Source organism: Collimonas antrihumi (assembly GCF_018304965.1).
GTDB lineage: Bacteria > Pseudomonadota > Gammaproteobacteria > Burkholderiales > Burkholderiaceae_D > Collimonas > Collimonas antrihumi.
The window spans coordinates 80,707-107,176 of sequence record NZ_JAGQED010000013.1 but is presented as its reverse complement, the minus strand read 5'-3'; the positions used below and the strand labels follow the sequence as shown (position 1 = coordinate 107,176).

The window sequence follows — 26,470 nt, the reverse complement described above, 5'->3', positions numbered from 1 at the left end:
AGATCAACGGGGATGAGGCTAGGTGCTTTCTGCTTCTTCGGTTTCTTTGTGGTCATTACGTCGGTCATGGAATTTCCCTTTCGGTATTATTTCATAACCCCGTTCACACAGAAAATCTGACAGGCTCGAAAGCGGCTAAAATATTTGACCGCTATGGCACCTGAGCTGCGGCGCAAGACATCATCTCTGCACGTGCGCCACTCATCCACTAAGTCTTCAATACCGAGTACAGCGTTGCTCTTGATACTCCATACTCATCAGCCAGCGCGGTCTTGCTCTCAGTTACAGCGCGTTGCTTGATTGCTGCAATTTGGTCGGCGGTAAGTTTCGCGGTACGTCCCATGTGCTTCCCTTCAGCTCGTGCCTTGGCTTGGCCCTCAGCTCGTCGCTCATTGATCATCGATAACTCGAATGCACTGATAGCACCGATGATGGTGAGTAGCATTGTATTCATCGGATTATCTTTGCCTGCTGCAAACGTCATCGATTCTTTAATGAAAGACACCGTCACGCCTTTGCCGGTCAATCGCTTTACGAGGTCGAGCAGATCGGCAGTGTTACGTGCTAATCGGCTTATCTCATGCACCACAACTGTATCGCCTGATCGAGCATGTTTGAGCATGGCCGTTAGTTGCGGCCTATCTGTCGTGCTACCACTGCACTTGTCCTCAAAAACTTGATCTAGCGCAATGCCGTCAAGTTGCCGCGCTGAATTCTGTCCAGCGGTCGATACGCGAAGGTATCCGATTGTCTGCCCTGTTGCCATTCTGTTCCCCTCGTTTGATTATGTATAACAAGTATTTAGTACTTTATAGAATATGTAAAGAAAATCTTAAATGTATACTTGTTGGACAAAAGCTATGGGGCATAGAACGTTGGGTATTGAATGACAAGAAAGTATGCCTTGTTGGACGGGCTGGCAATATCAATATCAAGCTGAAAATTATCAGCACTTGAGCAACACTAATAATTGCCACATGCAATAGTGCATACTCCGGTAACGATGGCTCTCTCCTATAGAGGTACAGCAAGCATGACACATGAACCTTCTAGTCGCGACTGGCACGGCGCACATCACCCGTGGTCATATGGGCCTCGCTGCTTTCTGTGGTTAGGCTCCGATATTGCTGGTATCAACTTTCTGCCGCTTGCGACAGAGATGCGGGCGTGGCTTAAACGAAAAGGAAACCTCTCGCTTGTACTGGAACGCGGGGAGGAAGGTAAAGGTGGCTACAGCAACCCATATACATTCAGTGGAGCGTCACTGGGCGTTATTTTTAGTCGCGTTGTCAACTCTTGGCATGACTACACCAACTCGGAATCCATTGATCACGATGAGGTCGCTGCAGAGATTGAGCGGCTGCGCATCTACAACGAAGTGGTCCTTTACGCAGCAAGGTTCTGCGAAGCAGTGATTAAGCAACTGTTGTACTGCACACAAGTTCCCGAAAAGCGGTTCAAGGGTATGGCTCTTGGTGCATTGCTCGAATCGCCGTGTCCGAGTTGCAAGAGGGCGAATGGCAAACAACCACACAGCGTCTCGATGGTTGGTACTTTGGCGCACCCCTTTCACCTGTGCCTAGAATTTGAGCATTGCGCGATGGACCACATGGCATTAGTCAATACGCTGCGGAATACGGAGGCGGCTCACTCGGACATTCAGATGTTGGACATCCGAACTGTGGCGGAGTCAAAAGCTCAGCTTGCCAAGGATTGCGACGAGGTTCTATCGGGGTTCCTCCACATGCTTTCGCACTTGGAAAATTTAGAACAATGCATGCTTGAAGATTTGGCCCTAAAGGGTGATGCAATCATGCTGCTAAAGCTAAAGGGGCTCGCCCCCGAGGATTGCAACTTCGATTTGGTCCCGGGACAGGCCGTGGTGGTTCAAAAATCGGGCGATTAGTAGCCCAGAAGTAGTTGCTGCGTATGACTGCCCGCTTAGGGGCGGCGGCTCAGCGCAATACGCGTCGGTCGGTCATTCATGAGTAGTAAGGTTAACGCCATCAAGATAAGTTGGCGCAAACCAGCACGACAGGTCGGCCTAAACCAGCGCAGTGGTCAATTTGCACTAGCGTCTGTCGCAACGACACTTCCGCTCCTCGTTAAGGACGAAGCATTTCCCAAAGCGGCAGTTCTACCGCATCTGCCAATCGCTCCATGTTATCAATGGAGATATTTCTTTCTCCGCGTTCCACTTGCCCAATATAGGTACGGTGCAAACCAGCCATTTCAGCTAAAACTTCCTGCGACAACTGTAATTCTTCCCGAGCGTGACGAAGCACCAAACCAAATCGTATTTTGGCAGGCTGGCGTTTTGACGGCTTAGATTCTTTGGTTTGCACGAACCAAAGGTTGATTATTTGATGACTTTAGGTCTACAGAGTTTAAGTAGCAATGCTAAAATCTTGCGAGCCCGTCTGATATCTCAGCGGAACTAGGGACACCAAAATAACAACGTCAGGACAAGCCACATGATCGGACTAAACACCTCCTCCGAAGAAGCATCGAATCATCCTAAGTTCAAAAAATCAGCTTCTATAGGGGCTCTAATATGTACTGGACTGGGCACAATTGCCTTTTTTGGCTACGGAATATTAGCCTTTACCGAGTGGAATTTAGTGGCGGGAACTGTTGCATGGCTTTTCGGTGTTGGGTTCTGGTTGGTAGGACCAATTGCTTGGAATTTAGGCGACGCGTTTCGACGTTTTGCGCACCCTGACTTCATATTTGCAAGCGGCGCGCAGGACATGTTTTCGAAGAAATTGTTTTGGATGTTTGGACCCCAGATTGTAGGAGTTTGGTTTGCTTTTCTCCTTATGTTCATTCTGGCGGGCTATATTAGCCCGAAATCAAATCCCGAAGTTTTGCGCGCAAAAGCTGAGAGAGTGAAAGCTGAAGAAGCACAAGCTCTTGTTGATAGAGTGAAAGCTGACAAAGCGTATATTCTAGCCACACAAATGAACAGTCGGCCTGTCGCTACTGTGGTGAAGAGTCCACCTGTCGCTGTTGAAGTGAATAGCCTGCAACCAACAACAAGTCCAGCGCAAGCAGAACCAGTAAAACAGCCGTCTCAAATCGCCAATTTGCCGGTCGCTACACCGCCAGCACCAGCACCAGCACCAGCACCAGCACCAGCACCAGCACCAAGTGTGCCGGTAGCAGTTTCAAATTCAAATAACTTTGCAACCACTTGGTCTCCGAGCTTCGACTGTGGAAGGGCTTCAACCAAGTCTGAACATCTCATTTGTGCCAGCCATGAACTATCTCAGGCGGACATGAAGCTCACGAGAGCATATAGGACAGCGCTTCTTCATTCCTCCGACAAAGACACGCTTCAACTTCAACAAAATGCTTGGCTAAAAAATGAACGGGACCAATGTAACGATGAGACTTGTATGCTCGAAGCGTATAAAAACCGGATTGCGCAATTCGTCACGAATTGATTTCCGGTTTCGCTCTGAGTACGAATTTCGGTTTTATTTAAAGCCATGGATGGCTGTTTTATAGAATTTTCAGAATACGAAAAGACGACGGGCATTTAATGAAAGATATTGGATACATCTACGTACTCGCAAACGGCTCGATGCCAAATGCTGTCAAAGTTGGAAAAACGACTCGCAGCAGTGCGGAACGGGCACGGGAGCTTTCCGGAGTGACAAGCCTACCTACAGCGTTCATTGTCGTCTACGAGCAGCTTTTTGAGGACTGCACTGCTGCTGAAAATTTTGTCCACGCGCTACTTGAGCAAAAAGGATTTCGAATTTCTGCCAACCGTGAATTTTTCAGCGCACCAGTTAGCGAAGTCGTTAAGGCCATCACTTTAGCCCCAGGTGCAATTCAGGGGAGTGAAGCATTGCCAGCGGCATACACCGACGAAGAAGATGAGCTTTTTGGCGAGCACGGCCAAGATGAACTAGACGACCTAATTCTTGAGGATGACTTTCTTCCGGAATCATATCTGTGGTATCCGCTGTTTGAAGAGGCAGAGAATTACCGCTATGGACACGGCGACACCATCCAAGATTATGCGGAAGCGCTACGTTTGTATAGCAAGGCTGCAAAGTTAGGAAGCCTAGCGGCTTATGCGAAGATAGGAGAAGCGCATGAGTACGGAATAGGTACAGCAAAGAGTAAAGAAAAGGCGCTAAGTTATTATAAGGAAGGTGCTCGGAGAGGAAATGCCTACTGCTACTGGCTAATGGGCTCTATCTTCACGGATCAAAAACATTACTCAAATGCCAACAAGGCTTTGTCGCTATTTCTCAAAAACCAAAAAAACGAGCTTCCAGATAAGCAGCATAGGTTTCTATTTGATGAAGCGAATATTATCTATTCGTGTATTACATCTCTCGTCTTGGGCCTATGCTTCGATACTCCAATTCCTGATGTGTTACATCAAGTTATTGTCGAAAGAAAAGATGTTATTTCCCTGCACGTACAGAAATCAATTGACGAAATCATTGAATCTACCGAAGAGGATGACGAACAATGCGTTAGAGAGTTTAGAGTGGTACTTTCTTACTTAGAAGATATCCACGAATATAATGACTAGCTTAGCGGATCTATAATCACATCCTCAATACTGCGCAAAATATTTTGCATGATATGTGCTGCACCATAGAGGCGCAAACACATTTATAGAATAAATTTTGGTCTAATTTATATTGCAATATGAAATTAGCTATCATTTGACTCGCCCTTCACTCTTAAACTACCAAAAATAACTAATTCGGCACATTAAATCTCTGACAAATGCCTATATAAAAAAAAGATTGGAGTCTCCAAACCCGACTCTTTTGTTTCTTGGTGGCTTCCTCAAACCTGACTGCTTACTGCCAGACTTCCTCTCCCTGGAACCAGAATAGATATTCGAGATATCAGTTGGCTTTGATCTTTTCTTTACCAAGTAGGATATCCAGATTAGGCAATCGGCTAATTTCTCACCTGCTAAAGTGGCGTAGTTTAACTGGCTGCCGTCTTTTGCATGGTGAATTGGGGATTTTGGTGGCGCAATGTAGTACTTAATACCTCTTTTTAGAGACATTATATTCAACCACCCTTGTTTGTTGTGATTGAGGATAGAACAAGGATTTATGTATTTCGCTTCAACTAAAAAAAATACATGATAGTGCAATCCTTTGGTTTCATCGACTTCTATACAACCCCTCCACTTACAAGGAATATTGTTCCTTCTTAGTTCAAAGCGTAGTGCCTTTAAATGAGATAAATACTCTTTTTTTATCTCGCTGCCCATTAAAACAAGATGATAAAGCCGGGGGTGTACATAGCTGTGCTCGGTGAGCATGGCCTTCATCTTTGCATAGGCTTTTTGGCTGTGCATACCGCCATTCATTAACGTAATTTTTGTTTCTTCTTTTACCATAGTTACCTTCTTTAGCTTGTTTGAATTAGTTATCTGAATAGATCACTTACTAATACAATAAAATTTTTAGGACAATAAATTCCCTTGCAAGCCTTTTAGGTTATGCATTTGGGTCATTTCATTTTAAATTTAAAAAATAGATAATTGGCGACAATAAAATTGCCGATTACCATAGAGGGAATTTCGTAAATTTCACGAAAATTGGAACATCTTCTAACAGAGCGAATGTTGGTACATATTTTCTACCGCCAACCAAGCCGGAATTTGCAATAAGTACCAACTTCTTTGATGTTTTAAATTAAAATTTCAAATCCACGATTGCGACTTGCTATAAACGCTTTGAATGCATCAAAATAAATTGCCGCACCTCACCCATTACCCACCCCCAATAAACCGCTCAAAACCTCTTCTAGCGCATCCAAATCGATAGATCAAATGTCCTACAGACTCAATATCTCGAGACGATAGGAATTATTTCCATAGAAAACTGGATTTTGAAAAGCTGTTTGAATTGGCGTTACTGATTATCAGATAGCAAAACCGCGAACTTATGCCGGAGTACTATTGAATTGATGCGCTGTTGGAATATGCTTTTTTACGGCATTTTTGATGCAAGGGGGTATTACTGAAGTATATGGCCGATTAAAAAATCAGCATTGTGATGCGTATTTGAATGACTTAATGCATTAGGCTTTTTTGTCGCTCTGAAAGTACCCACTCATCCACGTCACTTTCGAGATAGTACACACCTCTTCCGCCCATCATTGAAAATCCAACGGGAAATTCAGCTTCTTGATTCTGGATCAGTTTGTAAATGGTACTGCGAGACATACTCAGCTTCTTCGTTAACTCTTTCATTTGTAGACATGCTAAAGGTGTTGTCATAAATCTCCTGTGACTAAATGGTTAAAATACAAAAATGGCCGATCCAAATTTGTGTTTATAAATATTGAAATACTCAAATATTTCAATATTCACTTGACAAATATTGAAAAACAATGTTTGCATTAAGTGAATAGCGAGATTATACACAAATGTCTCGCTTTAGCAACATATTTTTCATTTAGTCGAAATTCATATTGTGCTTTAATAAGATTTGAGTACTGCGCTGCTACGTGATTGTTTAAGAAATAATTTTTGCAGATGTCTTCGATGCGTAAACAATAAATCTTTATGTATAAGGCATTCTGGCCTTTATATGAGTCTGCCAAGTACTAGGCTGCAGCCTTACCAAAATTCCCAATTACAATCTTCCTGCCGTCGTCTATCTGCTCATCAACGAAATTCGCCCAGAGCTGTAGGATTTTGCGTCGTTCCTCCGCGTATTGTGCGCGGTTATACACGCCCTTAATACCCCTGATCGAATGTGCTAAGGCTTTCTCGATAGCATCGGATGACAAGCCCATCTCATGCAAGTGTGTTGACGCAGTACGGCGGAAATCGTGAATGACGAAATGTTGCACGTCACTATTCATGGCTCTAACGGCGGCATTGAGGGTTGATTTGGCGATTGGTCGATCATCACCGTAGCCGCGACGCATTGGCAGTATGTAGCGATCACTATGCGACAACTCTCGCAACTCAGTTAAGAGTGCAACAGCTTGGCTGGATAGATGCACCCAATGCTCGCGATCTTTTTTCATCCGCTCGGCAGGAATGCGCCAGATGCTAGCGCCGAAATCAAACTCGGACCATTCTGCCTCAATCAATTCAGATTTCCGGACCATTGTGATGAGTAGGAGATGTAGTGCCAACTTTGACGCCCGCGCCATATCGGAAGCGTACACGGTACGCAGTACGCTTCCAATCTCGTCTGGTGTAAGAACTCGTGTACGGCTTTGGGGTGTTGCGATAAATCGTGCGACTAGTTGCTGGGCGGGATTGGTTGTTGCTACCTGTCGCGAAACCGCATATTCATACATACGCTTAATGACGTTGCGGGTGACGAGAGCAGCCTGCGGCGATCCTCTGCCTTTGATTCGGTCGCAGATAGCCAGCACGTCGCCCGCATTGACGTCCGATAGCGCTTTGTTGCCGATGGCTGGGAAGATGTCTTTATCCAGCTGACGCCGAGTGCTATTGCGGTATGACTCCGATTTGCTCGCGATTTCTGCTATGTACCAGAAGTCAGCAAATTCTCGTACCGAGTTCAATGCCTTGGATGCGCCCCGGTCTCTCTTGGCATCGGCTATCGGAGAAACGCCAGCTGCAACGATCTCTGTGTAGTGGCGTGCACGCTCCCTGGCGTCGGCTAAGCTGACGGCGGGGTAGTTGCCAATCGTAACTGGCGCTTGTCGCTTTGCGTTGAGTGAATAACGGTAGCGCCAGATTTTCGAGCCCGACGGCATCACTTCAAGAATCAAGCCGCCGCCATCAGAGACTGGATAGCGGCCAGCCTTGGGTTTCAGGGCCTTAATGCGTGTATCTGATAGTAGGGGAACAGTTTTTGGCATACGTACTTTCGGAGTGCATGATTTGTATGCCTACTTGTATGCCAAAAATAAGTGGATGTCAATTGATTGCGTTGGACGATACGAGACAGTAAATCTAGGTTTTATAAGGGATAGCAGGAAATTAGGAGACGCTATTGGACGCCATTAGACAGCTACTTATTTTCCGATACAAAACCGCGAAAAAATCACCCCCAGCAAATCATCCGGCGTAAAAGCCCCCGTAATGCTGCTGAGCTTGTCCTGCGCCAGCCGCAACTCTTCCGCAAACAAATCAAGCGACTGATCGTTGACGCGGTTGTCGAGAGACGCGTGCTGATCGGCAATATCCAGGTGATCTCGCGCCGCCTTAAGCGCAATCAAATGCCGCTCGCGGGCCAGATAGCGCGATTCGCCGGTTTGCTGCCAGCCGGCGATGCGTAGCAACTCCCCGCGCAGCAGATCGATGCCAAGATGGTCGGTGGCCGACAGGTAAATATGGGTGGCGTCATTCATCACATCGACCGCAGGCCGGTGGCCGGACTGGTCGATCTTGTTCCAGATGCGGATGATCGGCGCGCTGTTCGGGAAGCGGGCAACGATTTTTTCATCCGCCAGCGACGGGCCGTGATTAGCATCCAGCATGTGCAGGATCACATCGGCGCTGGCCACTGCGGCCCAGGTGCGTTCAATGCCGATCCGCTCCACTTCGTCGTTGGCGTCTTCGGCATCGCGGATGCCGGCGGTGTCGATGATGTTGAGCGGTATGCCTTCCAGCTGAATGGTTTCGGTTACTTTGTCGCGGGTGGTGCCGGCGATCGGCGTGACAATGGCGACATCGGATCCGGCCAGTACATTCAGCAAGGACGATTTGCCGACATTCGGCTGACCCGCCAGCACGATGTTCAAGCCGTCGCGCAGCAAGGCGCCCTGCGCGGCCTGGCTGAACACATTATCCAGCGTGCTGCGAATAGTCGCCAACTGGCCGCGCGCATCGGACTTTTCCAGGAAGTCGATTTCCTCTTCCGGAAAATCCAGCGTTGCTTCAACCAGCATGCGCAGATTGGTAACCTGCTCTACCAACGCGTGGATCACCTTGGAAAACGCACCGGACAGCGATTCCGAAGCCGATTTGGCTGCCGCCTCGGTGGACGCTTCAATCAAGTCGGCCACCGCTTCAGCCTGGGCCAGATCCAGCTTGTCGTTGATAAATGCACGTTGCGTAAATTCACCCGGCTCCGCCATCCGCAGTCCGATATCTGCACCCGCCTCCAGGCAGCGGGTCAGCAGCATCTGCAACACCACCGGGCCGCCATGACCTTGCAGCTCCAGCACGTCCTCACCAGTGTAGGAATGCGGTGCCTTGAAATAGATAGCCAACCCCTGGTCGATGACGCTGCCGCCGGTATTCTTGAAAGGCAGATAGGTGGCGTGGCGCGGGATCAGCTTGCTTTCCGGTACGCCGCAAACGGCCTCGATCAGGGAGCCCAGCTGCTTGCCGGAAATACGGACTACGCCGATGCCGCCGCGTCCGGGTGCGGTGGCAATTGCGGCGATGGGAGAGGAATCGAAAGACATGGAATTATTCTACGAGGGTTGTTGGATAATAGAAACAACGATAAGCAAATGGCCACAAAAAAGCCCGTGAATTTTTAATTCACGGGCTTTTTTACGACAATCGTATTACCGATTTAAGCCTTGGCCGGACCTGCGCCCATCTTGCGGGTAATCACCCACTGCTGTGCAATCGACAGCACGTTGTTGGTAACCCAGTACAGCACCAGGCCGGACGGGAAGAAGAAGAACATGACCGAGAAAATCAGCGGCATGAACATCATCACCTTGGCTTGCATCGGATCCGGCGGCGTCGGGTTCAGCTTGGTCTGGATGAACATCGAAATCGCCATCACGACCGGCAAGATGTAGAACGGATCCGGTGCTGCCAGATCGTGGATCCAGCCCAGCCACGGCGCGTTACGGATTTCGACGCTGGCCAGCAACACCCAGTACAGCGAGATGAACACCGGAATCTGCACCACGATCGGCAGGCAGCCGCCGAGCGGGTTGATCTTTTCGGTCTTGTACAGCTCCATCATGGCCTGGTTCATCTTTTGCGGTTCGGATTTGAAACGCTCGCGGATCGACGTCATCTTAGGCGTGACCAGCTTCATCTTGGCCATGCTGCGATAGCTGGCAGCCGACAATGGGAAGAACGCCAGTTTGATCAGCACGGTCAGCGCGATGATGGTCCAGCCCCAGTTGCCGAGGACTTTGTGGATCTGCGTCATCAGCCAGAAAATCGGCTTGGCGATGATCGTCAGCCAGCCATAATCCTTGACCAGTTCCAGGCCAGGAGCGATCGCTTCCAGGTCAGCCTGCACTTCCGGACCGGAATACAAACGCGCATCCATGGTCACGCTGGTGCCGGGAGCAATCGTGCCCAGCGGCAGGATGTTACCGACTGCATACAGGTTGGTAGCGATCTTCTTGGTGAAGATTTCGCGCGGCGCCTTGTCTTGCGGAATGAATGCCGAGACAAAGTAATGCTGGATCAGTGCAAACCAGCCGTCGTCAGACTTGGTCGCATGGTCGGCTTTGCCGCTTTCGATCTTGTCGAAGGCAAACTTCTGGAACTTGCTGCCTTCGGTATACACCGAAGCGCCAGTGAAAGTATGCACAAAACGTTGTTCGCCTTCTGGCGCATTGCCATCACGCACCAGTTGCAGGTACAGCGATGGCGTGACTGGCGCACCGCTGTCGTTGGTGACTGTGTGCTTGACGTCGATCGAGTAATCGCCGCGTTTGAAGGTATAGGTCTTGGTCAACTTGACGCCGCCTTCAGTCGATTCCAGCACCAGTTGCACCTGGTTGCCGTTGTCCAGGGTGCGCGCACCTGGCAAGACGGTGAAAGGCGACTTGTGGTTAGGGAAAGGACCGCCGATCAGGCCGGTTTCAGCCAGATAGGTACGGATCGGGCTTTGGTCGAACAACACCAGGTTCTTGGTCGGGTCGACCGTGTCCTTGTGGTGCAACAGTTCCAGGCGCTTCAGTTCACCGCCAACCGTATCGATGTCAGCTTTGAAGACATCGGTAGTGATGGTGATGACTTCGCCCTTGGCTTCCGCGGCAGTAGCAGGCACTGCGCTAGCCGATGCACCGGCGGCGCCGGTGACAGCAGAAGCAGCAGAAGCATTGGAAGCTTGCGGCACCGAAGTGCTGGCGTCGGCCGACGCAACAGCGCTGGCAGAACCGGCAGGACCGGTTGCAACAGGCGCAGTCTGGTTAGCGCTTGGAAAGAATAGTGACGGCTGGCCGTTATGGCGCTGCCATTGATCCCAAAGGAACAACAGCGAGACCGAAAATACAACCCACAGGACGGTACGTTTGATATCCATAAGAGTATTTATCTATGATTCAGGAATGGCCGCAACCACACGATCGGGAAACCGATGCGGGTTTGGTTGCAGAGGGAGATGTGGATGACTGGTGTGGCGGTACCGGATCGAGTCCGCCCGCATGCCACGGATGGCATTTGCACAGGCGACGTCCGGCCAGCATGCTGCCCTTCAGGGCGCCATGCGTGCGGATTGCTTCGGCTGCGTAATCGGAGCAGCTGGGATAAAAACGGCAATTCTGTCCCAGAAACGGGCTGATGCCCAGTTTGTAGAGGCGCAACAGGAACAGTAGAGGCATTTTCATGACAGCTTTTTTCCTTCTTCTTCCGGGCCTGGACTATGGGCTAGTGCTATCTATAGCCAGGCTGGAACAATACAAGCCCTGAAATACAACGTTACAAGGCTGCACTGCTACGGCGTGCCAGCCGCCAGACGTTGCGACGCGAACAGTTGTTTCAGTTCGCCATGCAGCTCTCGCTTCAAGCGCGCAGTCGTAGCCGGGCCTGCTTTGGTGTTTACCGGTTTGGATAAACGCACAACGCAGTCGATTGACGGCAATGGTGTCAGACGAAACAACTCGCGCGTAACCCGTTTTACCGTGTTACGCGTCACAGCGCGTGGTGCCAGCCGTTTTGCCGCCACTACGCCCAGACGGGCATGCGGCAGCGCATTAAGGCGGGTATACAACACGAAATGCGCCGTTCTAAAGACAGGGCGCAAACGAAAAACGGATGAAAATTCATCCGTTTTAACGATGCGCCGTTTACGTGCAAAGTCTTGGACGCAGTTCTCGCACTTCTTTAAACGGTCGTCTGGATTCTCTGTCACGCAAGCAACGCTTTAAGCGTCAGGCTTGAGATTAAGCTGCCAGACGCTTGCGGCCTTTAGCGCGACGTGCATTGAGCACAGCGCGGCCACCGCGGGTTGCCATACGGGCGCGGAAGCCGTGAGTACGCTTACGGCGCACGACGGAAGGTTGGTAAGTACGTTTCATGTTGGTCTCGCTAATCAGCAAAAATAAATCGGATCTTCACACTCAGAGCGCTGGGTTTTTACCCTTTCGCCATTGGATCTGAGCCTGGTCGCCACGGTATCGAACAACGAAATCGGGACAAGTACAGAGAGCAGTCAACGCGCAAACCGGCAATTCAGCGGACAGTGAACCTTGAATTAGAACCCATTTTCTGCTTGTTTGTCAATCACTTAGCGCCCTTTTACACTTAGGCTTTTTACTTTAATAGTCAGTATTAATTGGCCGTGCCTGTGGATAACTTGCGCCGGCAAGGGTAGAATAGCGGCTTATGTGTGGCACGCCCGCCAGTTATGCATTGCTCAGTAGTACGGAATTCATTACTGAACCCAGCGTGCAATAAAAATACCAAGCCAGGGCGTAGAACCTCATCCCGCACACCTTCACATAGAACGATTCATGGAAAATTTCTGGCAGAGCTGCTCTACCCAGTTGGAGCAGGAATTGACGCCTCAACAATTTAGCGCGTGGATAAAACCACTGACGCCACTCGATTACGAGGATGGACGATTGCGCATAGCTGCGCCGAATCGCTTTAAGCTGGATTGGGTCAAAACACAATTTGCAAGCCGCATCACGACCCTGGCGCACCAATATTGGGAGGCGCCGATCGAAGTGGTGTTCGTGCTCGATCCACGCAAGTCGACGGCAGCGCCGGCCAGCTCCGGCATGCCGGTCGCTATTAACAATAGTAATAATAGCGAGCAGTCGAGCGGCCAGTCGTCCGCTGCCAGCGGTGGCAGTTATGGCAACAGCAACTTCGATCGCCTGCCGGAAGTGCAGACCGAGAACAGCGCTGTCAGCGCCAGGCGTGACCAGTCGCGCATCAATACCGCCCTTAGTTTTGACAGTTTCGTAACCGGTAAAGCCAACCAGCTGGCACGGGCGGCAGCTATCCAGGTAGCGAATAATCCAGGTGTTTCCTATAATCCGCTGTTCTTGTATGGCGGTGTCGGACTCGGTAAAACCCATCTGATCCACGCCATCGGCAACCAGCTGCTGGCCGACAATCCGAACTCCAAGATTCGCTACATCCACGCAGAACAGTACGTTCGCGACGTAGTGACCGCTTACCAACGCAAGGGTTTTGACGATTTCAAACGTTATTACCACTCGCTTGATTTGCTGCTGATCGATGATATCCAGTTCTTCGGCGGCAAGAGCCGCACCCAGGAAGAATTCTTCTACGCATTCGAAGCATTGATTGCAGCAAAGAAGCAAATCATCATCACCAGCGATACCTATCCAAAAGAAATCACCGGTATGGATGACCGCCTGATTTCCCGTTTCGACTCCGGTCTGACGGTGGCCATCGAGCCGCCGGAACTGGAAATGCGGGTAGCGATTCTGCTCAAAAAAGCGGCATCGGAAGGCGTCACCTTCTCCGACGACGTTGCGTTTTTCGTTGCCAAACATTTACGTTCCAACGTCCGTGAGCTGGAAGGCGCACTGCGCAAGATTCTTGCTTACTCACGTTTTCATGGCAAAGACATCAGCATCGATGTTGTCAAGGATGCATTGAAAGATCTGCTGTCGGTACAGAACCGGCAGATCTCCGTCGAGAACATCCAGAAAACCGTAGCCGACTTTTTCAACATCAAAGTTGCCGATATGTACTCGAAAAAGCGGCCTGCCAATATCGCCCGTCCGCGCCAGATCGCCATGTATCTAGCCAAAGAGCTGACCCAGAAGAGTTTGCCGGAAATCGGCGAATTGTTCGGTGGCCGTGATCACACCACGGTGTTGCATGCAGTCCGCAAGATCGCCGGCGATCGTACCAAGAATCCAGAGTGCAACCACGAATTGCACGTGCTGGAACAAACGCTCAAAGGCTAATTTCAAGAGTGCCTTGTCCACAGCCTGGGTTGCCTGCAATCCTGTGGATAAGTTTGGATAAGGCAATTTTGAAAATCGGTTGCAAGTGTGGTTTTTTTGTCGTTAAGCCAAAATAAAGATGATCGGCGGAAACTGTAAAAAAACCTGAAACATGCGCAGATTTGCTTGGTTTATGAGTCGTTGGCAGTCGAATTAAGTTACATTTATAGACTGCTTGAAAGTAATCGCAAAGTAATAAGCAAAGCATGCAAGCAAGTGGCAATATTTGATTTTTAAATAACAAGGATATAGCTATGCAATTGGTCAAAACCAACCGAGATACCCTTCTCCGGCCACTGCAGATCGTGAGCGGTATTGTCGAGCGTCGGCACACATTGCCGATTCTGGCCAATATCCTCATTCGCAAAGACGGCGAAAAGGTCTCTTTCCTGTCGACCGACATCGAAGTGCAAATCACCACCAACGCCAAGGTCGGCAGCGGTAGCGAAGTTGCAGCAACGACTGTTGCAGCACGTAAGCTGCTGGATATTCTGCGCGCCTTGCCGGACACCGGCGAAGTCTCGCTGACCCTCAGCAACAAACGCATGACAGTGCAATCCGGCAAATCCCGTTTTGCACTGCAAACACTGGCCGCCGAAGAATTTCCGACGGTAGCCCAGGCAGATCATTACAACGCCACCGTCACCCTGCCGCAAAAGACCCTCAAGCATTTGTTCAACATGGTCCATTTCTCGATGGCCCAGCAAGACATCCGCTATTACCTGAACGGCCTGTTGCTGGTACTCGATGGCAAGAACGTTATAGCCGTCGCTACCGATGGCCACCGTCTGGCGTTTTGCCAGGTCGCCACCGAGCAGGAATTTGCGCGCCAGGAAGTCATCATCCCGCGCAAGACCATCATCGAACTGCAGCGCCTGCTGGAAGAAATCGACGAACCGGTCCAACTCGAAATCGCCAACAACCAGGTCAAGCTGTCGTTCGCCGATATCGAACTGATCTCCAAGCTGGTAGAAGGCAAGTTCCCCGACTACACCCGCGTGGTGCCGAAGGGTTACAAGAACGACTTCACCATCAGCCGCGACCAGTTGCTGCGCTCCCTGCAACGCGCCGCCATCATGACCAGCGACAAGTTCAAAGGCGTGCGTTGGGTAGTCACCCCGGGCAGCCTCAAAATCAGCTCCACCAACGCCGATCAGGAAGAAGCGATTGAAGAACTCGAAATCGATTACGGCGGCGATAGCGTCGACATCGGCTTCAACGTCACCTACCTGTTGGATGTACTCAACAACCTGAAAGGCGACAACGTCAACATCGCCCTCGGCGACGCCAATTCCTCAGCACTGATCACCGTGCCGGAAAACGCCGACTTTAAATATGTCGTGATGCCAATGCGTATTTAAGCAACGAAGCAGCGATTTTGCCAGTTAGTCGCCGTCATCCCCGCGCACGCGGGGATCCATTTTACTGACTAAACAACCGGCAAAAGAATAGATTCCCGCTTGCGCGGGAATGACGCACCGAGAATTATTCGATCGTCCCACAGCGCATACCCAGTGTCCCGAAATCAGTAATCCGAAGTAAGCTTTTCAGAAGGTAGCCATGTCATCAGCCCCTCAAGACAACACCAATCAGCCGCAACCCAATGCATACGGAGCGTCCTCGATCCAAATTCTCGAAGGCCTGGAAGCGGTACGTAAACGCCCCGGGATGTACATCGGCGACACCTCTGACGGCACCGGCCTGCACCACCTGGTATTCGAAGTGCTGGACAACTCCATCGATGAATCGCTGGCTGGCCACTGCACCGAAATCCACGTCACCATCCATTCCGACAATTCGATCTCGATCACCGACAACGGCCGCGGCGTGCCGACCGGTATCAAGTTCGACGACAAGCACGAACCAAAGCGCAGCGCAGCCGAAATCGTCATGACCGAGCTGCACGCCGGCGGCAAGTTCGACCAGAACTCCTACAAGGTATCCGGCGGCTTGCACGGTGTGGGTGTGTCTTGCGTTAACGGCCTGTCGAAACTGCTCAAGCTGACCATCCGCCGCGACGGCAAAGTGCATTACATGGAATTCGTGCGCGGCGTACCGCAAAATCGCGAAACCGAAATGCAAGACGGCGTGCTGGTCTCCCCGATCAAAGTCATCGGCGATACTGACAAGCGCGGCACCGAAGTCCACTTCTGGGCTGACGAAGAGATTTTCACGCACGTTGAATTCCACTACGAAATCCTGGCCAAGCGCATCCGCGAACTGTCCTTCCTCAACAACGGCGTGCACATCAAGCTGACCGACCAGCGCACCGGCAAGGAAGAAAATTTCGCCTTCGAAGGCGGCACCCGCGGTTTCGTTGAATACATCAACAAAGCCAAAAGCGTCCTGCACCCGACCATTTTCCAAGCCACCGGCGAAAAAGACGGTGTCACGGTCGACGTCTCCATGCAATGGAACGACGCCTACAACGAACAAGTACTCTGCTTCACCAACAACATCCCGCAACGCGACGGCGGCACCCACCTCACCGGCCTGCGCGCCGCCATGACCCGAGTGCTCAACAAGTACATCGAAGAACATGACTTCGCCAAGAAAGCCAAGGTAGAAACCAGCGGCGACGACATGCGCGAAGGCCTGACCTGCGTCTTGTCCGTAAAAGTGCCAGAACCGAAATTCAGCTCGCAAACAAAAGACAAACTGGTCTCCAGCGAAGTCCGTCTGCCGGTAGAAGAAATCGTCGCCAAGACGCTGAACGATTATTTGCAAGAACGTCCGAACGACGCCAAGATCATCTGCGGCAAAATCGTCGAAGCCGCTCGTGCGCGTGACGCTGCCCGCAAAGCGCGTGAGCTGACACGTCGTAAAGGTGTGATGGATGGGCTTGGTTTGTCCTCCAAACTGGCCGATTGCCAGGAAAAAGATCCGGCGCTGTGCGAACTCTACATCGTCGAGGGTGACTCAGCGGGTGGCTCCGCCAAGCAAGGTCGCGATCGTAAATTCCAGGCGATTTTGCCGTTGCGCGGTAAAGTGCTCAACGTTGAAAAAGCACGTTTTGAAAAAATGCTGTCGTCGGAGCAGATCACTACGCTGATCGCCACCCTCGGCACCAGTATCGGTGCCGATGAATTCAACGCTGATAAGTTGCGCTACCACCGCATTATTATCATGACCGATGCGGACGTTGACGGCGCCCACATCCGTACGCTGTTGCTGACATTGTTTTATCGCCAGATGCCGCAATTGGTTGAGCGTGGTCACATCTATATCGCCCAGCCACCGCTGTACAAGGTCAAGCATGGCAAGGACGAGCGTTATCTGAAAGACGACGCCGAAGAAGTCAGCTATATGATGCAAGTCGCGCTGAACGACGCCGCCCTGATACCAAGCGAAGGCGCGCAGCCGATCAGCGGCCCGGCCTTGGCTGAGCTGGTGCGTCAGTACAACATGGCGAACTCGATCATCACCCGCCTCACCCGCGCGGTAGACGGCGCCGCCCTCACCTCCATCATGACCGGTGTTACGCTCAAGCTGGATACGTTGGTAGATGCACAAGCATCGGCGAAGGCACTGCAGGCATCGATTAATGAGCCATCGGTAGAAGTCTTCGTCAAATCCGATGAGCTCTCCGACAAGCATGCTCTGCGTATCCACCGCCGGTACCATGGCAATATTAAAGCCAGCGCTATTGATAGTGATTTTGTTGCTAGCCCGGATTACACGGTGTTGGTTAACGCTGCAGAAACCTTCAAGGGTTTGATCGGTCCTGGCGCAGTGATCCGTCGCGGTGCTGGTGAAAAAGTAAAAGAATCAGCCATTATCGATTTCCACCAAGCCATGGCTTGGCTGCGTGACGAAGCAGAACGCGGCGTTAGCAAGCAGCGCTATAAAGGTCTGGGAGAGATGAATCCTTCGCAATTGTGGGAAACTACGATGGATCCGACTGTGCGCCGGTTGTTGAAAGTGCAGATTGAGGATGCTATTGCTGCGGATCAGATCTTTATGACGTTGATGGGGGATGATGTTGAACCTCGGAGAGCGTTTATTGAGTTGAATGCGCTGCAGGCTGGGAATATTGACGTTTGATTTGTGTAGCTTGCCGAATGGGGCAGAAGGTGAAAACCGTACCAAGAAAATGAAAAATCTGTGTCACAGATATTGAAAAAGCCAGCCCATTGAGGTTGGCTTTTTCGTTCATGGAGCTGAACAATACTTATAAAACCTTTGGAAGCTTAGATGCCCAAATGAACACGGCCCCGAGGGGCCGTGTAAGAATTGCTGCCACTTATGACGTTACGCTATAGGTCAATGCTTTTTACTTCCCTTACAGTCGCAGACGCGAAGAAGCAAAGCGACAACGTAGGATCGTGAACATAACGGAAACTGAGGTCTAAAAAGGCAACTACGGTATTTCTAACTGGAGACGAATTGAAGCTCAGGGATGACGTATATAACTTGTTCTCTTCAACCGATATTGACGGAATCTCGTTTTCATCAGCAAGGAACGAGTCCTCAAGCAGTTCGATCGCGCAGGAAAAACGGTTCTTTCCACCAGCAGTTATCTAGCCCCCGACTTCGTCCGCTCTTTTTACTAAATGCCTTGTATCAGTCTCTGATTGAGCATGGTAGAAAAATCTCGGCTGGTGTCTACAAACATATGAACATACACGTCGTGTTCTTTGACTTGGTAAATGATCCTGGTTTGACCAACGAGCCGTTGGCGATAATCAGTTAAACCAAGCTCTGAAACTTCCTCTACTATCAGTCCAGCGAAAGGCATTTCGCCAATTTGAGTCAGAATTTTTTTGAAATCGGCTTCAACTTCCGTCCAGACATGTTCACCAAATTTCATCCTCAACCACTTCTTGATTTCCCGATAATCAATCTTGGCATAATCAAGAACTTTTACTTTGTGAGTCATTGCTGATCTTCTTTCTCCATCTCAGCAAAAAAGGCAGCGGCATCTTGAAATTTACCTTGTTCGATCTGCTTTTGACCAAGTGCAAGAATTTTTAACAGTGCCATCGTTTCCTGTTGTTGCTCGTAGCTGCGGATATCGATGACAACCATCTTGGCTTCGCCATTTTGGGTGATGATGAGAGGATTTCTGTTGTCGTCAAAATCCCTGATAATTTCGGCAGCATGGGATTTGAGATAAGAAATCGGTTTGATCTGTTCAGAAAATTTCATGGTTGCTTCCTTGTGACTCTAATTGTTAAGGTAACGCCCCAGTTTTCCTCAATAATTCGATGTGGTCAAAATATAGACCAAATTTAGTTTTATATCTACTTAAATTGCATCGTAGCTTACGTCGACGCACCGGTACCAAGCCACCACGTGCTTTACCTGTCGACAGACCTTGCCCTGCTAGCACATCGTCCGCTGCCAGCTTGTTCGCCGCCGCACGTTCGCCTTCTAGCTGTACGCAACGCAGCCGGGAGCATACCGATCAGGCAGCAGCGATGAAGAATCTAGTCCTTGGCTTTCATGCTCATTTGAGCTAATATTATTGCTCAAAGGAGCGAATCATGACAGTTTCAACTGAGAAACGCCCTCAAGCCAAAAAAGCCCTTCGGGTAACAGCGTTTGCCGCCGAGTCCAGCTTGATTTCGCTGACTGACTTTCGTAACGTGTATGGCTCTACCCCGGCTTTGCGTGTGAGATTGATACGGCAAGGTGTGCGTGCCGTTGAGGTGAAAGACATGGTGCGCATGATGGATACCCCCCAGGACAGGGTTTTCAAGTTTCTGAGGCTGTCAACGGCCACCGTCAATCGCAAGGCGAGCAGGGATGAAGAGCTTTCCGCGGAAGACAGCGAGCGTGTGGTCGGCATGTCCAATTTGATCGGACAGGTGCAGGCAATGGTAGAGCAATCCGGCAACCCGGAAGGATTCGATGCCGCAAAATGGGTTGCGCACTGGCTGGAAGAACCGATTCCCGCCTTAGGCGGTGAATGTCCGGCGAGTTACATGGACACCATGGAAGGTCAAAAACTGGTTTCCAATCTTCTGGCCACAATGCAAAGCGGGGCCTACGCTTGAGTCGGGTGGTGTGGCGCATTGCTGCCGACACGCCTGACTATACTGCTGACGACCTGACTGGCGCCGGTGCGAAGGACACCGGCGGCCGCTGGAATCGCGCCGGAACTGCTTTACTTTACTGTGCAGAAAACATTGCTCTGGCTTGCCTGGAAACATTCGTCCATGTGAAGTCAGCCGGGCTGCCTTTAAATCGTTACCTGGTGCGCATCGAGATCCCTGACGTCGCATGGAAAGCGGCCGTACAGGTAACGGCGACAAGCGCGCCTGTCGGATGGGATGCCCTTCCAACAGGCAGGGTAAGTCTTGATGCTGGCGATGCCTGGGCTGCCAGTGGTGTTTCTGCCTTGCTTCTGGTGCCGTCTGTCATTGTTCCGGAGGAACAAAACGTCCTGATTAATCCGTTGCATGTGGATGCCAAAGGCATCACCGCAACCAAACTTCGGAAATGGCTATATGACCCGAGAATGGGTTAAGGTCCACTCTGGATGAACATGTCATGGTGCTGTTGCACGGCTTTATTAAAAAGTCTCAGGCCACACCAAAAGACGACTTAAAAACAGCGAACAACCGCAAAAAAAAAAATAAGGGGCTAGTGATGAACAGAAAGCATATCGGCAGCAATTTCGATGATTTCCTTGCAGAAGATGCGACGCTGCAAGACGTAACGGCTGTGGCCGTTAAGCGTGTAATTGCATGGCAAATTGCGCGAAATGAAGGGTCAAAAAATGACCAAGACTGCACTGGCCAGGAAGGTGCATACCAGCCGTACTGCGCTGAATCGCCTATTGGATGAAAGCGACACCAGCCTGACACTAACTACGCTTGCCGGCGCGGCGGCGGCACTGGGAAAGAAAATCAAGATAGAGCTGGTTCCGGCCTAATAGGCACGGGGTGCGCGAATGCCAGTCTATGTGCTGCGCATTCTCAATCTCCTAGCTCCAGCACTGTCACTAGCGGCACCCCCTCCGGCGCTTCATAAAGCGCAATCACCCAAGCCTGCCCCGGATTGCCAACAACCTGATTCAACATCTTCACAACAAAATTGATCGACGCCTTATCCAACCCTGCAAATGGATCGTCCAGCAAATTAAGCACCGCCTCGGCGGCAAAAGCCGCAGCCAGCCAGACCTTCCGTTTACTTCCTGTGGATAACTTATACAGCTGCTTGTCCAGATGCGGCGTCAGCGACAAACCCTCAGTGAGTACAGGCAACAGCGCGTCATCAAACTCCGGATACGCAGCATGCAACGAAGCAAAATACTCATGCGCCGTCATCTGATCGAACGCTTCCGAACGCGGATCTACCCAAAATACATGCCGCCGATAAGCGTCGGGCTGCTCCTGCAAGCGCATATCGTTGATTTGTAACTCCCCCGACTGGGCCGGCAGGTTGCCCGCCAGCAGCCGCAACAAACTACTCTTCCCTCGCCCATCGCCGCCGCGCACCAGCGTGATGCCGGCAGGAATTTCGGCTGACCAGTTGCTGAATAATTTTTGCTCGGGATAATGAAAAGTGAGATCGACGGCTTGAAGGATGGTTGTTTGATGGTGCTTCATGGCATGTTTTTTAAATATAAGCGGGAGACCGGGTAATGCTTGAAGCGAGTCAGCCAATGCGCTTCCGTGAAGCCCGGCGAGGGTCGCAGGAACAGGTCGAAACCATTTGTAATCGGTCAAGACGTGCACTAATCTTCACTCAGTGAAAACACATTTTGACGATGAATTCAATGCGTCACTTACGTTCATGGAACGTCTCAATGCTGAAGCACAACATGTCTCGATTGTAAGTACTCAAAGGATCTGCTGACCTGCTTCAGGCTCGCATGTTGATCGCGTCGAACTACGATGCGTTCACAAACACTGACAGGAGAATAACATGGCACAAGCTGACTGGCGCCTCGAAGGCGAATGGATCAAGAACTGCACCTGCGCATTCGGATGCCCTTGCGACTTCAACGCGAACCCGACGCAGGGTAGCTGCAAGGGCCTCGCAGGCATGCGTATCACCAAGGGCCATTTCGGCACTACCAACCTGGATGGCTTGAGTTTCTTCGTAGTGGTGTCGTTCCCGGGTGCATTGCATTTAGGAAACGGGCAGCTGCAGCCGATCATCGAAGAACGTGCCACACCGGCTCAGCGCGAGGCATTGTTCAACATCATGTCGGGGCAGAACTCGGCGGAAGGTACGCTGTTCCATATCTTCAGCCTGATCGTGACGACGATGCACGATCCCATTTTCGCGCCCGTCACGTTTGAGTTTGACAAGGCTGCCAGGGTCGCGCGCCTGGTTATCCCCGGCGTGCTTGAAACCGAAGTGGAACCGATCAAAAACCCGGTGACCGGTGCACCGCATCACATCCAGGTGGTGATGCCGGAAGGTTTCGAGCATCACGGGGCCGAGGTAGCTTCATCCAACATCCGTAGCAACGGGGCCATCAAGTTTGAGACGAAGGGTGGGCACAGTACGCTTGCCAACGTTGTGCAGACACCGCAAGGCGTGGCGGCTTGAGTGGCTGATAGCGCATTCATGCAGCGCGTGTTGCAACGAGGGCTGAAACACGATCGTGTTCTGGTCGTATCCGGACTGCTGGTCGTCGTCATCCTGTCCTGGACGTATTTGCTGACTGGCGCCGGGATGATGCAAGCGATGGGCGACATGCTGATGCCGATGAGCATGGGGCCGTGGACGCTCGGCCATGCAGTTCTTGTGTTCGTGATGTGGGCGGTAATGATGGCGGCCATGATGCTGCCAAGCGCCGCGCCGATGATCCTGCTCTATTGCACCATCGCACGGAACCAGGCAGCAAGAGGTGAATCGGTGACCGCGTCGGGCGGCTTCATGCTTGGCTATGTCGCGGTCTGGGCTACGTTCAGTCTGGTGGCCGCCATGCTTCAGTATGGGCTGGAGCAAAGTGCGCTGATATCGCCGATGATGGAAACCACCAGCACCGTCCTGGCGGGAGCGGTGTTGATTACCGCTGGCCTGTATCAGTGGACGCCGTTAAAGCAGTTTTGCCTGCGACACTGCCGTTCGCCGATTGAGTTCCTGACGACGCATTGGAGAACAGGGGTGCGTGGTGCATTCATGATGGGTTTCCGGCACGGAGCTTACTGTGTCGGTTGCTGCTGGCTGCTGATGCTGCTGCTCTTCGTCGGCGGCGTGATGAATTTCACGTGGATCGGCGGCATCGCTCTGTTTGTCCTGATCGAAAAACTCGCGCCCGCTGGCCATTGGATCGGCCGCGGCGTCGGCGTCCTGCTGATGGCTTGGGGTGCAGCGACCTTATATTCCATCGCCTGACTGGAAAACCTCGTATCGCGGGCTTGCCTACTGGCTCGTCTCTACCTCGCTGGCAACAGATGCGCAGTAGTCAGTTTTATTTCGCCTGCAACCTGCGCACAATCGCATCGGTAAACTCTTGCGTGGATGCCTTGCCTTTGAGATCGCCGGTAGCAACGTGATCCTTGTTAAGCGTGTCGGTGATCGCGGTGCGCAGTCGCAGGGCGAGATCATCATGGCCGACATGGTCAAGCATCTGGCCCGCTGCCAGCAGCAGGGAAATCGGATTAGCGATGCCCTTGCCCGCAATGTCCGGCGCCGATCCGTGCACTGCTTCGAAGATCGCGACGTCATCGCCGATATTCGCGCCGGGCGCCATGCCGAGTCCGCCCACCAGCCCTGCCAGTTGATCCGACAGAATATCGCCGAACAGGTTGGTGCATAAGAGCATATCGAACTGCCACGGATTCAGCACCAGTTGCATCGCGCAGGCGTCGACGATCATGTCGTTCATCTGCACTTTGCCTTCGTACTCGCGCGCTATTTCCCGGGCGGCTTCGAGGAAGATGCCGGTCAGCGCCTTGAGGATGTTCGCCTTATGCACCACGGTGATTTTCTTGCGGCCGTTCTTTACCGCGTATTCGAAGGCGAAGCGGGCAATCTTCTTGCAGGCTTCGCGTGTGTTGATGCCGGTAGAGACGGCAACTGCGCGGGGATCGTCGCCGACCGGAATGTAGTATTCGTGCGCCACATAGAAGCCGCCGATGTTTTCCCGGATCAGGACGACGTCGATGTCTTCGAAGCGGCCGGGAACAATCGTCCGTGCCGGCCGGACATTGGCATATAGCTGGAATTCTTCGCGCAGACGGACGTTGGAGGAGCGGAAGCCTTCGCCTATCGGTGTGGTCAGCGGGCCTTTGAGGGCGAGCTTGGTCTTGCGGATGCTGGCCAAGGTTGCTTCCGGCAGCGGGTCGCCGCTGGCATTGACGCCGGCTACACCTGCTTGTTGTATATCCCAAGAGAAAGGGGATCCCAACGCGGCCAACACCTGGACCGTGGCCTCGACCACTTCAGGGCCGATGCCGTCTCCGGGGATCAGCGTGGCGGGAATTTGTTTAAGTGTCGGGTTATTCATGGAATCCTCTTGAGAGCGCAGTGATAGGACAAGCCGGGACAGCAAGCGAGACTGACAATATTAGCACCGTGAAGCTTTCGGTCAGTTTACAAAGAGGTCGTGCAGGGGAAGGCGCGCGGCATTGCTGCTGCGTTGTGTTTCAAACAAATAAGGATGGGATTAAAGGCAGGTCGCTTACTTATGATGACCTCTAAAAACTCCGTCATCCCCGCGAACGCGGGGATCCAGTTTACTGATTTAAAATGGATTCCCGCGTTCGCGGGAAGGACGGGGTCGCCTAGACGGGGGCGCCGAGCTGGGGGCGCCAATGACATAACAGGGGTTATTCGAAGTTCCCTTATGCAGCGACAGTCTCGGCTTCGCTGACAACATCCTCTTCATCCGAGTCCGAACTACGGATCAGATAATCGAATGCGCTCAGCGAAGCCTTGGCGCCCTCGCCCACCGCGATCACGATCTGCTTGAATGGCACGGTGGTGACGTCGCCCGCGGCGAATACACCCGGGATCGAGGTCTGGCCCTTGGCGTCGACTTCGATTTCACCATGACGCGACAAGGCCAGCGTACCCTTCAGCCATTCGGTATTCGGCACCAGGCCGATTTGCACGAACACGCCTTCGAGTTCAACGGTATGCACGGCATCGGTCTTGCGGTCCTTGTACACCAGGCCATTGACCTTCTTGCTGTCGCCGGTGATTTCGGTAGTCTGCGCCGAGGTGATCACGGTGACTTTGGCCAGGCTGTGCAGCTTGCGTTGCAACACTGCATCCGCACGCAACTCATCGCCGAATTCGATCAAGGTGACATGACTCACCAAACCAGCCAGGTCGATCGCCGCTTCCACGCCGGAATTACCGCCACCGATCACCGCAACGCGCTTCCCTTTGAACAGCGGGCCATCGCAGTGCGGGCAGTAGGCGACACCGTGGTTACGGTATTCGCGTTCGCCCGGCACGTTGATTTCGCGCCAGCGGGCGCCGGTCGCCAGCACCACGGTTTTGCTTTTCAGCGAACCGCCGTTGGCCATCTTGATTTCAATCAGCTTGCCTGGAATCAGGGCCGACGCCAGTTGCACATTCATGATGTCGACTTCATAGGTCTTGACGTGCTGTTCCAGTGCGGTGGCGAACTTCGGCCCTTCGGTTTCTTTTACCGAAACGAAGTTTTCAATCGCCAGCGTATCCAGCACCTGGCCGCCGAAGCGTTCCGACACCACACCGGTGCGGATGCCCTTGCGCGCTGCATAAATCGCAGCTGCCGCGCCGGCAGGACCGCCGCCGACGATCAGTACATCGTAGGGATCCTTGGCGCTCAGTTCGACCGCTTTGCGGGCGCCGGCGCCAGTATCCAGCTTGGCGAGGATTTCTTCGACGCTGGTGCGGCCCTGGCCGAATACTTCACCGTTCAGGTAGGTAGTCGGCACAGCCATGATTTCGCGCTTTTCCACTTCATCCTGAAACAACGCGCCGTCGATCGTGACTTGACGGATGCGCGGATTGATCAACGCCATCACGTTCAATGCCTGCACTACTTCAGGGCAGTTCTGGCACGACAAGGAGATATAGGTTTCGAACACATAATCGCCATCCAGATTGCGGATCTGTTCGATGATGGCTTCGTCCAGCTTCACCGGATGGCCGCCGACTTGCAACAAGGCCAGCACCAGCGAAGTAAATTCGTGGCCCATCGGAATTGCGGCAAAGCGGATGCCGGTATCGACGCCTGGGCGATTGATGGAGAACGAGGGTTTGCGTTCGTTGTCGTCGCTACGCTCGATCAGCGTAATGCGTTCCGACAGCGTCGCGATTTCTTGCAACAGCGATTGCAGTTCACGTGATTTGTCACCGTTATCCAGCGACGCAACGATCTCAATCGGCTGCACGATTTTTTCCAAATAGCTTTTCAATTGGGTTTTGAGATTTGCATCAAGCATGGCGGTTC

25 protein-coding genes and 2 pseudogenes are annotated in these 26,470 nt (G+C 51.8%); 12 read left to right on the top strand and 15 right to left on the bottom strand.

Translation table 11 applies throughout. From position 1 onward, the window contains the following. Positions 1 to 208 precede the first annotated feature (208 nt). On the bottom strand, positions 209 to 766 hold the full coding sequence (locus KHU29_RS13095; protein ID WP_211453233.1) for a recombinase family protein: 558 nt from the start codon (positions 764 to 766) through the stop codon (positions 209 to 211). 267 nt (positions 767 to 1,033) lie between these two features. Here KHU29_RS13095 and KHU29_RS13090 point away from each other — a divergent pair, with 267 nt between their 5' ends. Beyond that, positions 1,034 to 1,906: a hypothetical protein gene (locus KHU29_RS13090; protein WP_211453232.1), complete on the top strand. Its 873-nt coding sequence runs from the start codon at positions 1,034 to 1,036 to the stop codon at positions 1,904 to 1,906. A gap of 199 nt (positions 1,907 to 2,105) precedes the next feature. On the opposite strand, the gene KHU29_RS13085 is transcribed toward KHU29_RS13090, so the two are convergent. After that, a complete protein-coding gene (locus KHU29_RS13085; protein ID WP_211453231.1) occupies positions 2,106 to 2,345 on the bottom strand; it encodes a helix-turn-helix domain-containing protein in 240 nt (79 codons plus the stop codon). Between the two features lie 129 nt (positions 2,346 to 2,474). Between KHU29_RS13085 and KHU29_RS13080 the strand changes: the two genes are divergently transcribed. Then, positions 2,475 to 3,446, top strand: coding sequence for a lysozyme inhibitor LprI family protein (locus tag KHU29_RS13080; protein WP_211453230.1), 972 nt, complete (start codon positions 2,475 to 2,477; stop codon positions 3,444 to 3,446). Between the two features lie 98 nt (positions 3,447 to 3,544). Beyond that, positions 3,545 to 4,555 (top strand): GIY-YIG nuclease family protein, encoded by a 1,011-nt coding sequence (locus tag KHU29_RS13075; RefSeq protein WP_211453229.1) that lies wholly within the window; start codon positions 3,545 to 3,547, stop codon positions 4,553 to 4,555. A gap of 204 nt (positions 4,556 to 4,759) precedes the next feature. Here the strand turns inward: KHU29_RS13075 and KHU29_RS13070 are convergent, their stop codons facing one another. The 8 genes from KHU29_RS13070 to rpmH form a co-directional block, all read right to left on the bottom strand. Then, positions 4,760 to 5,386 carry a rolling circle replication-associated protein gene (locus KHU29_RS13070; RefSeq protein WP_211453228.1) on the bottom strand — a complete coding sequence of 209 codons (627 nt, stop codon included), beginning with the start codon at positions 5,384 to 5,386 and terminating at the stop codon, positions 4,760 to 4,762. Between the two features lie 678 nt (positions 5,387 to 6,064). Then, positions 6,065 to 6,271, bottom strand: coding sequence for a helix-turn-helix transcriptional regulator (locus KHU29_RS13065; protein ID WP_211453227.1), 207 nt, complete (start codon positions 6,269 to 6,271; stop codon positions 6,065 to 6,067). Between the two features lie 329 nt (positions 6,272 to 6,600). After that, a complete protein-coding gene (locus KHU29_RS13060) occupies positions 6,601 to 7,839 on the bottom strand; it encodes a tyrosine-type recombinase/integrase (protein ID WP_211453226.1) in 1,239 nt (412 codons plus the stop codon). 156 nt (positions 7,840 to 7,995) lie between these two features. Further along, entirely contained in the window at positions 7,996 to 9,393 is a 1,398-nt protein-coding gene (mnmE, locus tag KHU29_RS13055; protein ID WP_211453225.1) for a tRNA uridine-5-carboxymethylaminomethyl(34) synthesis GTPase MnmE, read from the bottom strand. Positions 9,394 to 9,506: 113 nt separating this feature from the next. Next, a complete protein-coding gene (gene yidC, locus KHU29_RS13050; RefSeq protein ID WP_211453224.1) occupies positions 9,507 to 11,210 on the bottom strand; it encodes a membrane protein insertase YidC in 1,704 nt (567 codons plus the stop codon). 19 nt (positions 11,211 to 11,229) lie between these two features. After that, entirely contained in the window at positions 11,230 to 11,514 is a 285-nt protein-coding gene (yidD, locus tag KHU29_RS13045; protein WP_092413065.1) for a membrane protein insertion efficiency factor YidD, read from the bottom strand. 107 nt (positions 11,515 to 11,621) lie between these two features. Beyond that, complete coding sequence (gene rnpA / locus KHU29_RS13040) at positions 11,622 to 12,038, bottom strand: ribonuclease P protein component (protein WP_211453223.1); 417 nt, start codon at positions 12,036 to 12,038, stop codon at positions 11,622 to 11,624. A 31-nt stretch (positions 12,039 to 12,069) separates the two neighbouring features. Beyond that, positions 12,070 to 12,204, bottom strand: coding sequence for a 50S ribosomal protein L34 (gene rpmH, locus KHU29_RS13035; protein ID WP_061535510.1), 135 nt, complete (start codon positions 12,202 to 12,204; stop codon positions 12,070 to 12,072). A 435-nt stretch (positions 12,205 to 12,639) separates the two neighbouring features. Here rpmH and dnaA point away from each other — a divergent pair, with 435 nt between their 5' ends. From dnaA to gyrB, 3 genes are all read left to right on the top strand, one after another. Continuing rightward, positions 12,640 to 14,076 carry a chromosomal replication initiator protein DnaA gene (gene dnaA / locus KHU29_RS13030; RefSeq protein ID WP_211453222.1) on the top strand — a complete coding sequence of 479 codons (1,437 nt, stop codon included), beginning with the start codon at positions 12,640 to 12,642 and terminating at the stop codon, positions 14,074 to 14,076. Between the two features lie 293 nt (positions 14,077 to 14,369). After that, entirely contained in the window at positions 14,370 to 15,476 is a 1,107-nt protein-coding gene (gene dnaN, locus KHU29_RS13025; protein ID WP_211453221.1) for a DNA polymerase III subunit beta, read from the top strand. 199 nt (positions 15,477 to 15,675) lie between these two features. Then, a complete protein-coding gene (gyrB, locus tag KHU29_RS13020) occupies positions 15,676 to 18,159 on the top strand; it encodes a DNA topoisomerase (ATP-hydrolyzing) subunit B (RefSeq protein ID WP_211453220.1) in 2,484 nt (827 codons plus the stop codon). Between the two features lie 505 nt (positions 18,160 to 18,664). Here gyrB and KHU29_RS13015 read toward each other — a convergent pair. Continuing rightward, positions 18,665 to 18,994, bottom strand: coding sequence for a type II toxin-antitoxin system RelE/ParE family toxin (locus KHU29_RS13015; protein WP_211453219.1), 330 nt, complete (start codon positions 18,992 to 18,994; stop codon positions 18,665 to 18,667). Further along, positions 18,991 to 19,263 carry a type II toxin-antitoxin system Phd/YefM family antitoxin gene (locus tag KHU29_RS13010; protein ID WP_211453218.1) on the bottom strand — a complete coding sequence of 91 codons (273 nt, stop codon included), beginning with the start codon at positions 19,261 to 19,263 and terminating at the stop codon, positions 18,991 to 18,993. The genes KHU29_RS13015 and KHU29_RS13010 overlap by 4 nt, the downstream gene beginning before the upstream one ends. A 338-nt stretch (positions 19,264 to 19,601) precedes the next feature. Here KHU29_RS13010 and KHU29_RS13005 point away from each other — a divergent pair, with 338 nt between their 5' ends. From KHU29_RS13005 to KHU29_RS12990, 4 genes and pseudogenes are all read left to right on the top strand, one after another. Further along, on the top strand, positions 19,602 to 20,114 hold the full coding sequence (locus KHU29_RS13005; RefSeq protein ID WP_211453217.1) for an antitoxin Xre/MbcA/ParS toxin-binding domain-containing protein: 513 nt from the start codon (positions 19,602 to 19,604) through the stop codon (positions 20,112 to 20,114). Further along, positions 20,111 to 20,587 carry an RES family NAD+ phosphorylase gene (locus tag KHU29_RS13000; RefSeq protein WP_246541954.1) on the top strand — a complete coding sequence of 159 codons (477 nt, stop codon included), beginning with the start codon at positions 20,111 to 20,113 and terminating at the stop codon, positions 20,585 to 20,587. Before KHU29_RS13005 ends, KHU29_RS13000 begins: the two co-directional genes overlap by 4 nt. Positions 20,588 to 20,610: 23 nt before the next feature. Further along, a pseudogene (locus tag KHU29_RS22370) lies at positions 20,611 to 20,679 on the top strand (type II toxin-antitoxin system RelE/ParE family toxin); the annotation flags it as partial. A 30-nt stretch (positions 20,680 to 20,709) separates the two neighbouring features. Next, positions 20,710 to 20,995: pseudogene (locus tag KHU29_RS12990) on the top strand (XRE family transcriptional regulator). Positions 20,996 to 21,038: 43 nt separating this feature from the next. On the opposite strand, the gene KHU29_RS12985 reads toward KHU29_RS12990, so the two are convergent. Beyond that, positions 21,039 to 21,671: an ABC transporter ATP-binding protein gene (locus tag KHU29_RS12985; RefSeq protein ID WP_211453215.1), complete on the bottom strand. Its 633-nt coding sequence runs from the start codon at positions 21,669 to 21,671 to the stop codon at positions 21,039 to 21,041. A 319-nt stretch (positions 21,672 to 21,990) separates the two neighbouring features. On the opposite strand from KHU29_RS12985, the gene KHU29_RS12980 reads away from it, so the two are divergent. Together KHU29_RS12980 and KHU29_RS12975 are read left to right on the top strand one after the other, a co-directional pair. After that, entirely contained in the window at positions 21,991 to 22,623 is a 633-nt protein-coding gene (locus KHU29_RS12980) for a DUF1326 domain-containing protein (RefSeq protein WP_211453214.1), read from the top strand. Then, a complete protein-coding gene (locus KHU29_RS12975) occupies positions 22,624 to 23,415 on the top strand; it encodes a DUF2182 domain-containing protein (protein WP_343216055.1) in 792 nt (263 codons plus the stop codon). A gap of 76 nt (positions 23,416 to 23,491) precedes the next feature. On the opposite strand, the gene KHU29_RS12970 is transcribed toward KHU29_RS12975, so the two are convergent. Both KHU29_RS12970 and ahpF read right to left on the bottom strand, forming a co-directional pair. Next, positions 23,492 to 24,529, bottom strand: a complete 1,038-nt coding sequence (locus tag KHU29_RS12970; protein ID WP_211453213.1) for an isocitrate/isopropylmalate dehydrogenase family protein — start codon at positions 24,527 to 24,529, stop codon at positions 23,492 to 23,494. A gap of 337 nt (positions 24,530 to 24,866) precedes the next feature. Further along, entirely contained in the window at positions 24,867 to 26,462 is a 1,596-nt protein-coding gene (ahpF, locus tag KHU29_RS12965; protein WP_211453212.1) for an alkyl hydroperoxide reductase subunit F, read from the bottom strand. Positions 26,463 to 26,470 lie beyond the last annotated feature (8 nt).

Coding starts and splice junctions, on each gene's coding strand:
- KHU29_RS13095 (WP_211453233.1), bottom strand. CDS start 766: ATGGCAACAGGGCAGACAATCGGATACCTTCGCGTATCGACCGCTGGA.
- KHU29_RS13090 (WP_211453232.1), top strand. CDS start 1,034: ATGACACATGAACCTTCTAGTCGCGACTGGCACGGCGCACATCACCCG.
- KHU29_RS13080 (WP_211453230.1), top strand. CDS start 2,475: ATGATCGGACTAAACACCTCCTCCGAAGAAGCATCGAATCATCCTAAG.
- KHU29_RS13075 (WP_211453229.1), top strand. CDS start 3,545: ATGAAAGATATTGGATACATCTACGTACTCGCAAACGGCTCGATGCCA.
- KHU29_RS13070 (WP_211453228.1), bottom strand. CDS start 5,386: ATGGTAAAAGAAGAAACAAAAATTACGTTAATGAATGGCGGTATGCAC.
- KHU29_RS13065 (WP_211453227.1), bottom strand. CDS start 6,271: ATGACAACACCTTTAGCATGTCTACAAATGAAAGAGTTAACGAAGAAG.
- KHU29_RS13060 (WP_211453226.1), bottom strand. CDS start 7,839: ATGCCAAAAACTGTTCCCCTACTATCAGATACACGCATTAAGGCCCTG.
- mnmE (WP_211453225.1), bottom strand. CDS start 9,393: ATGTCTTTCGATTCCTCTCCCATCGCCGCAATTGCCACCGCACCCGGA.
- yidC (WP_211453224.1), bottom strand. CDS start 11,210: ATGGATATCAAACGTACCGTCCTGTGGGTTGTATTTTCGGTCTCGCTG.
- yidD (WP_092413065.1), bottom strand. CDS start 11,514: ATGAAAATGCCTCTACTGTTCCTGTTGCGCCTCTACAAACTGGGCATC.
- rpmH (WP_061535510.1), bottom strand. CDS start 12,204: ATGAAACGTACTTACCAACCTTCCGTCGTGCGCCGTAAGCGTACTCAC.
- dnaA (WP_211453222.1), top strand. CDS start 12,640: ATGGAAAATTTCTGGCAGAGCTGCTCTACCCAGTTGGAGCAGGAATTG.
- dnaN (WP_211453221.1), top strand. CDS start 14,370: ATGCAATTGGTCAAAACCAACCGAGATACCCTTCTCCGGCCACTGCAG.
- gyrB (WP_211453220.1), top strand. CDS start 15,676: ATGTCATCAGCCCCTCAAGACAACACCAATCAGCCGCAACCCAATGCA.
- KHU29_RS13015 (WP_211453219.1), bottom strand. CDS start 18,994: ATGACTCACAAAGTAAAAGTTCTTGATTATGCCAAGATTGATTATCGG.
- KHU29_RS13010 (WP_211453218.1), bottom strand. CDS start 19,263: ATGAAATTTTCTGAACAGATCAAACCGATTTCTTATCTCAAATCCCAT.
- KHU29_RS13005 (WP_211453217.1), top strand. CDS start 19,602: ATGACAGTTTCAACTGAGAAACGCCCTCAAGCCAAAAAAGCCCTTCGG.
- KHU29_RS12985 (WP_211453215.1), bottom strand. CDS start 21,671: ATGAAGCACCATCAAACAACCATCCTTCAAGCCGTCGATCTCACTTTT.
- KHU29_RS12980 (WP_211453214.1), top strand. CDS start 21,991: ATGGCACAAGCTGACTGGCGCCTCGAAGGCGAATGGATCAAGAACTGC.
- KHU29_RS12970 (WP_211453213.1), bottom strand. CDS start 24,529: ATGAATAACCCGACACTTAAACAAATTCCCGCCACGCTGATCCCCGGA.
- ahpF (WP_211453212.1), bottom strand. CDS start 26,462: ATGCTTGATGCAAATCTCAAAACCCAATTGAAAAGCTATTTGGAAAAA.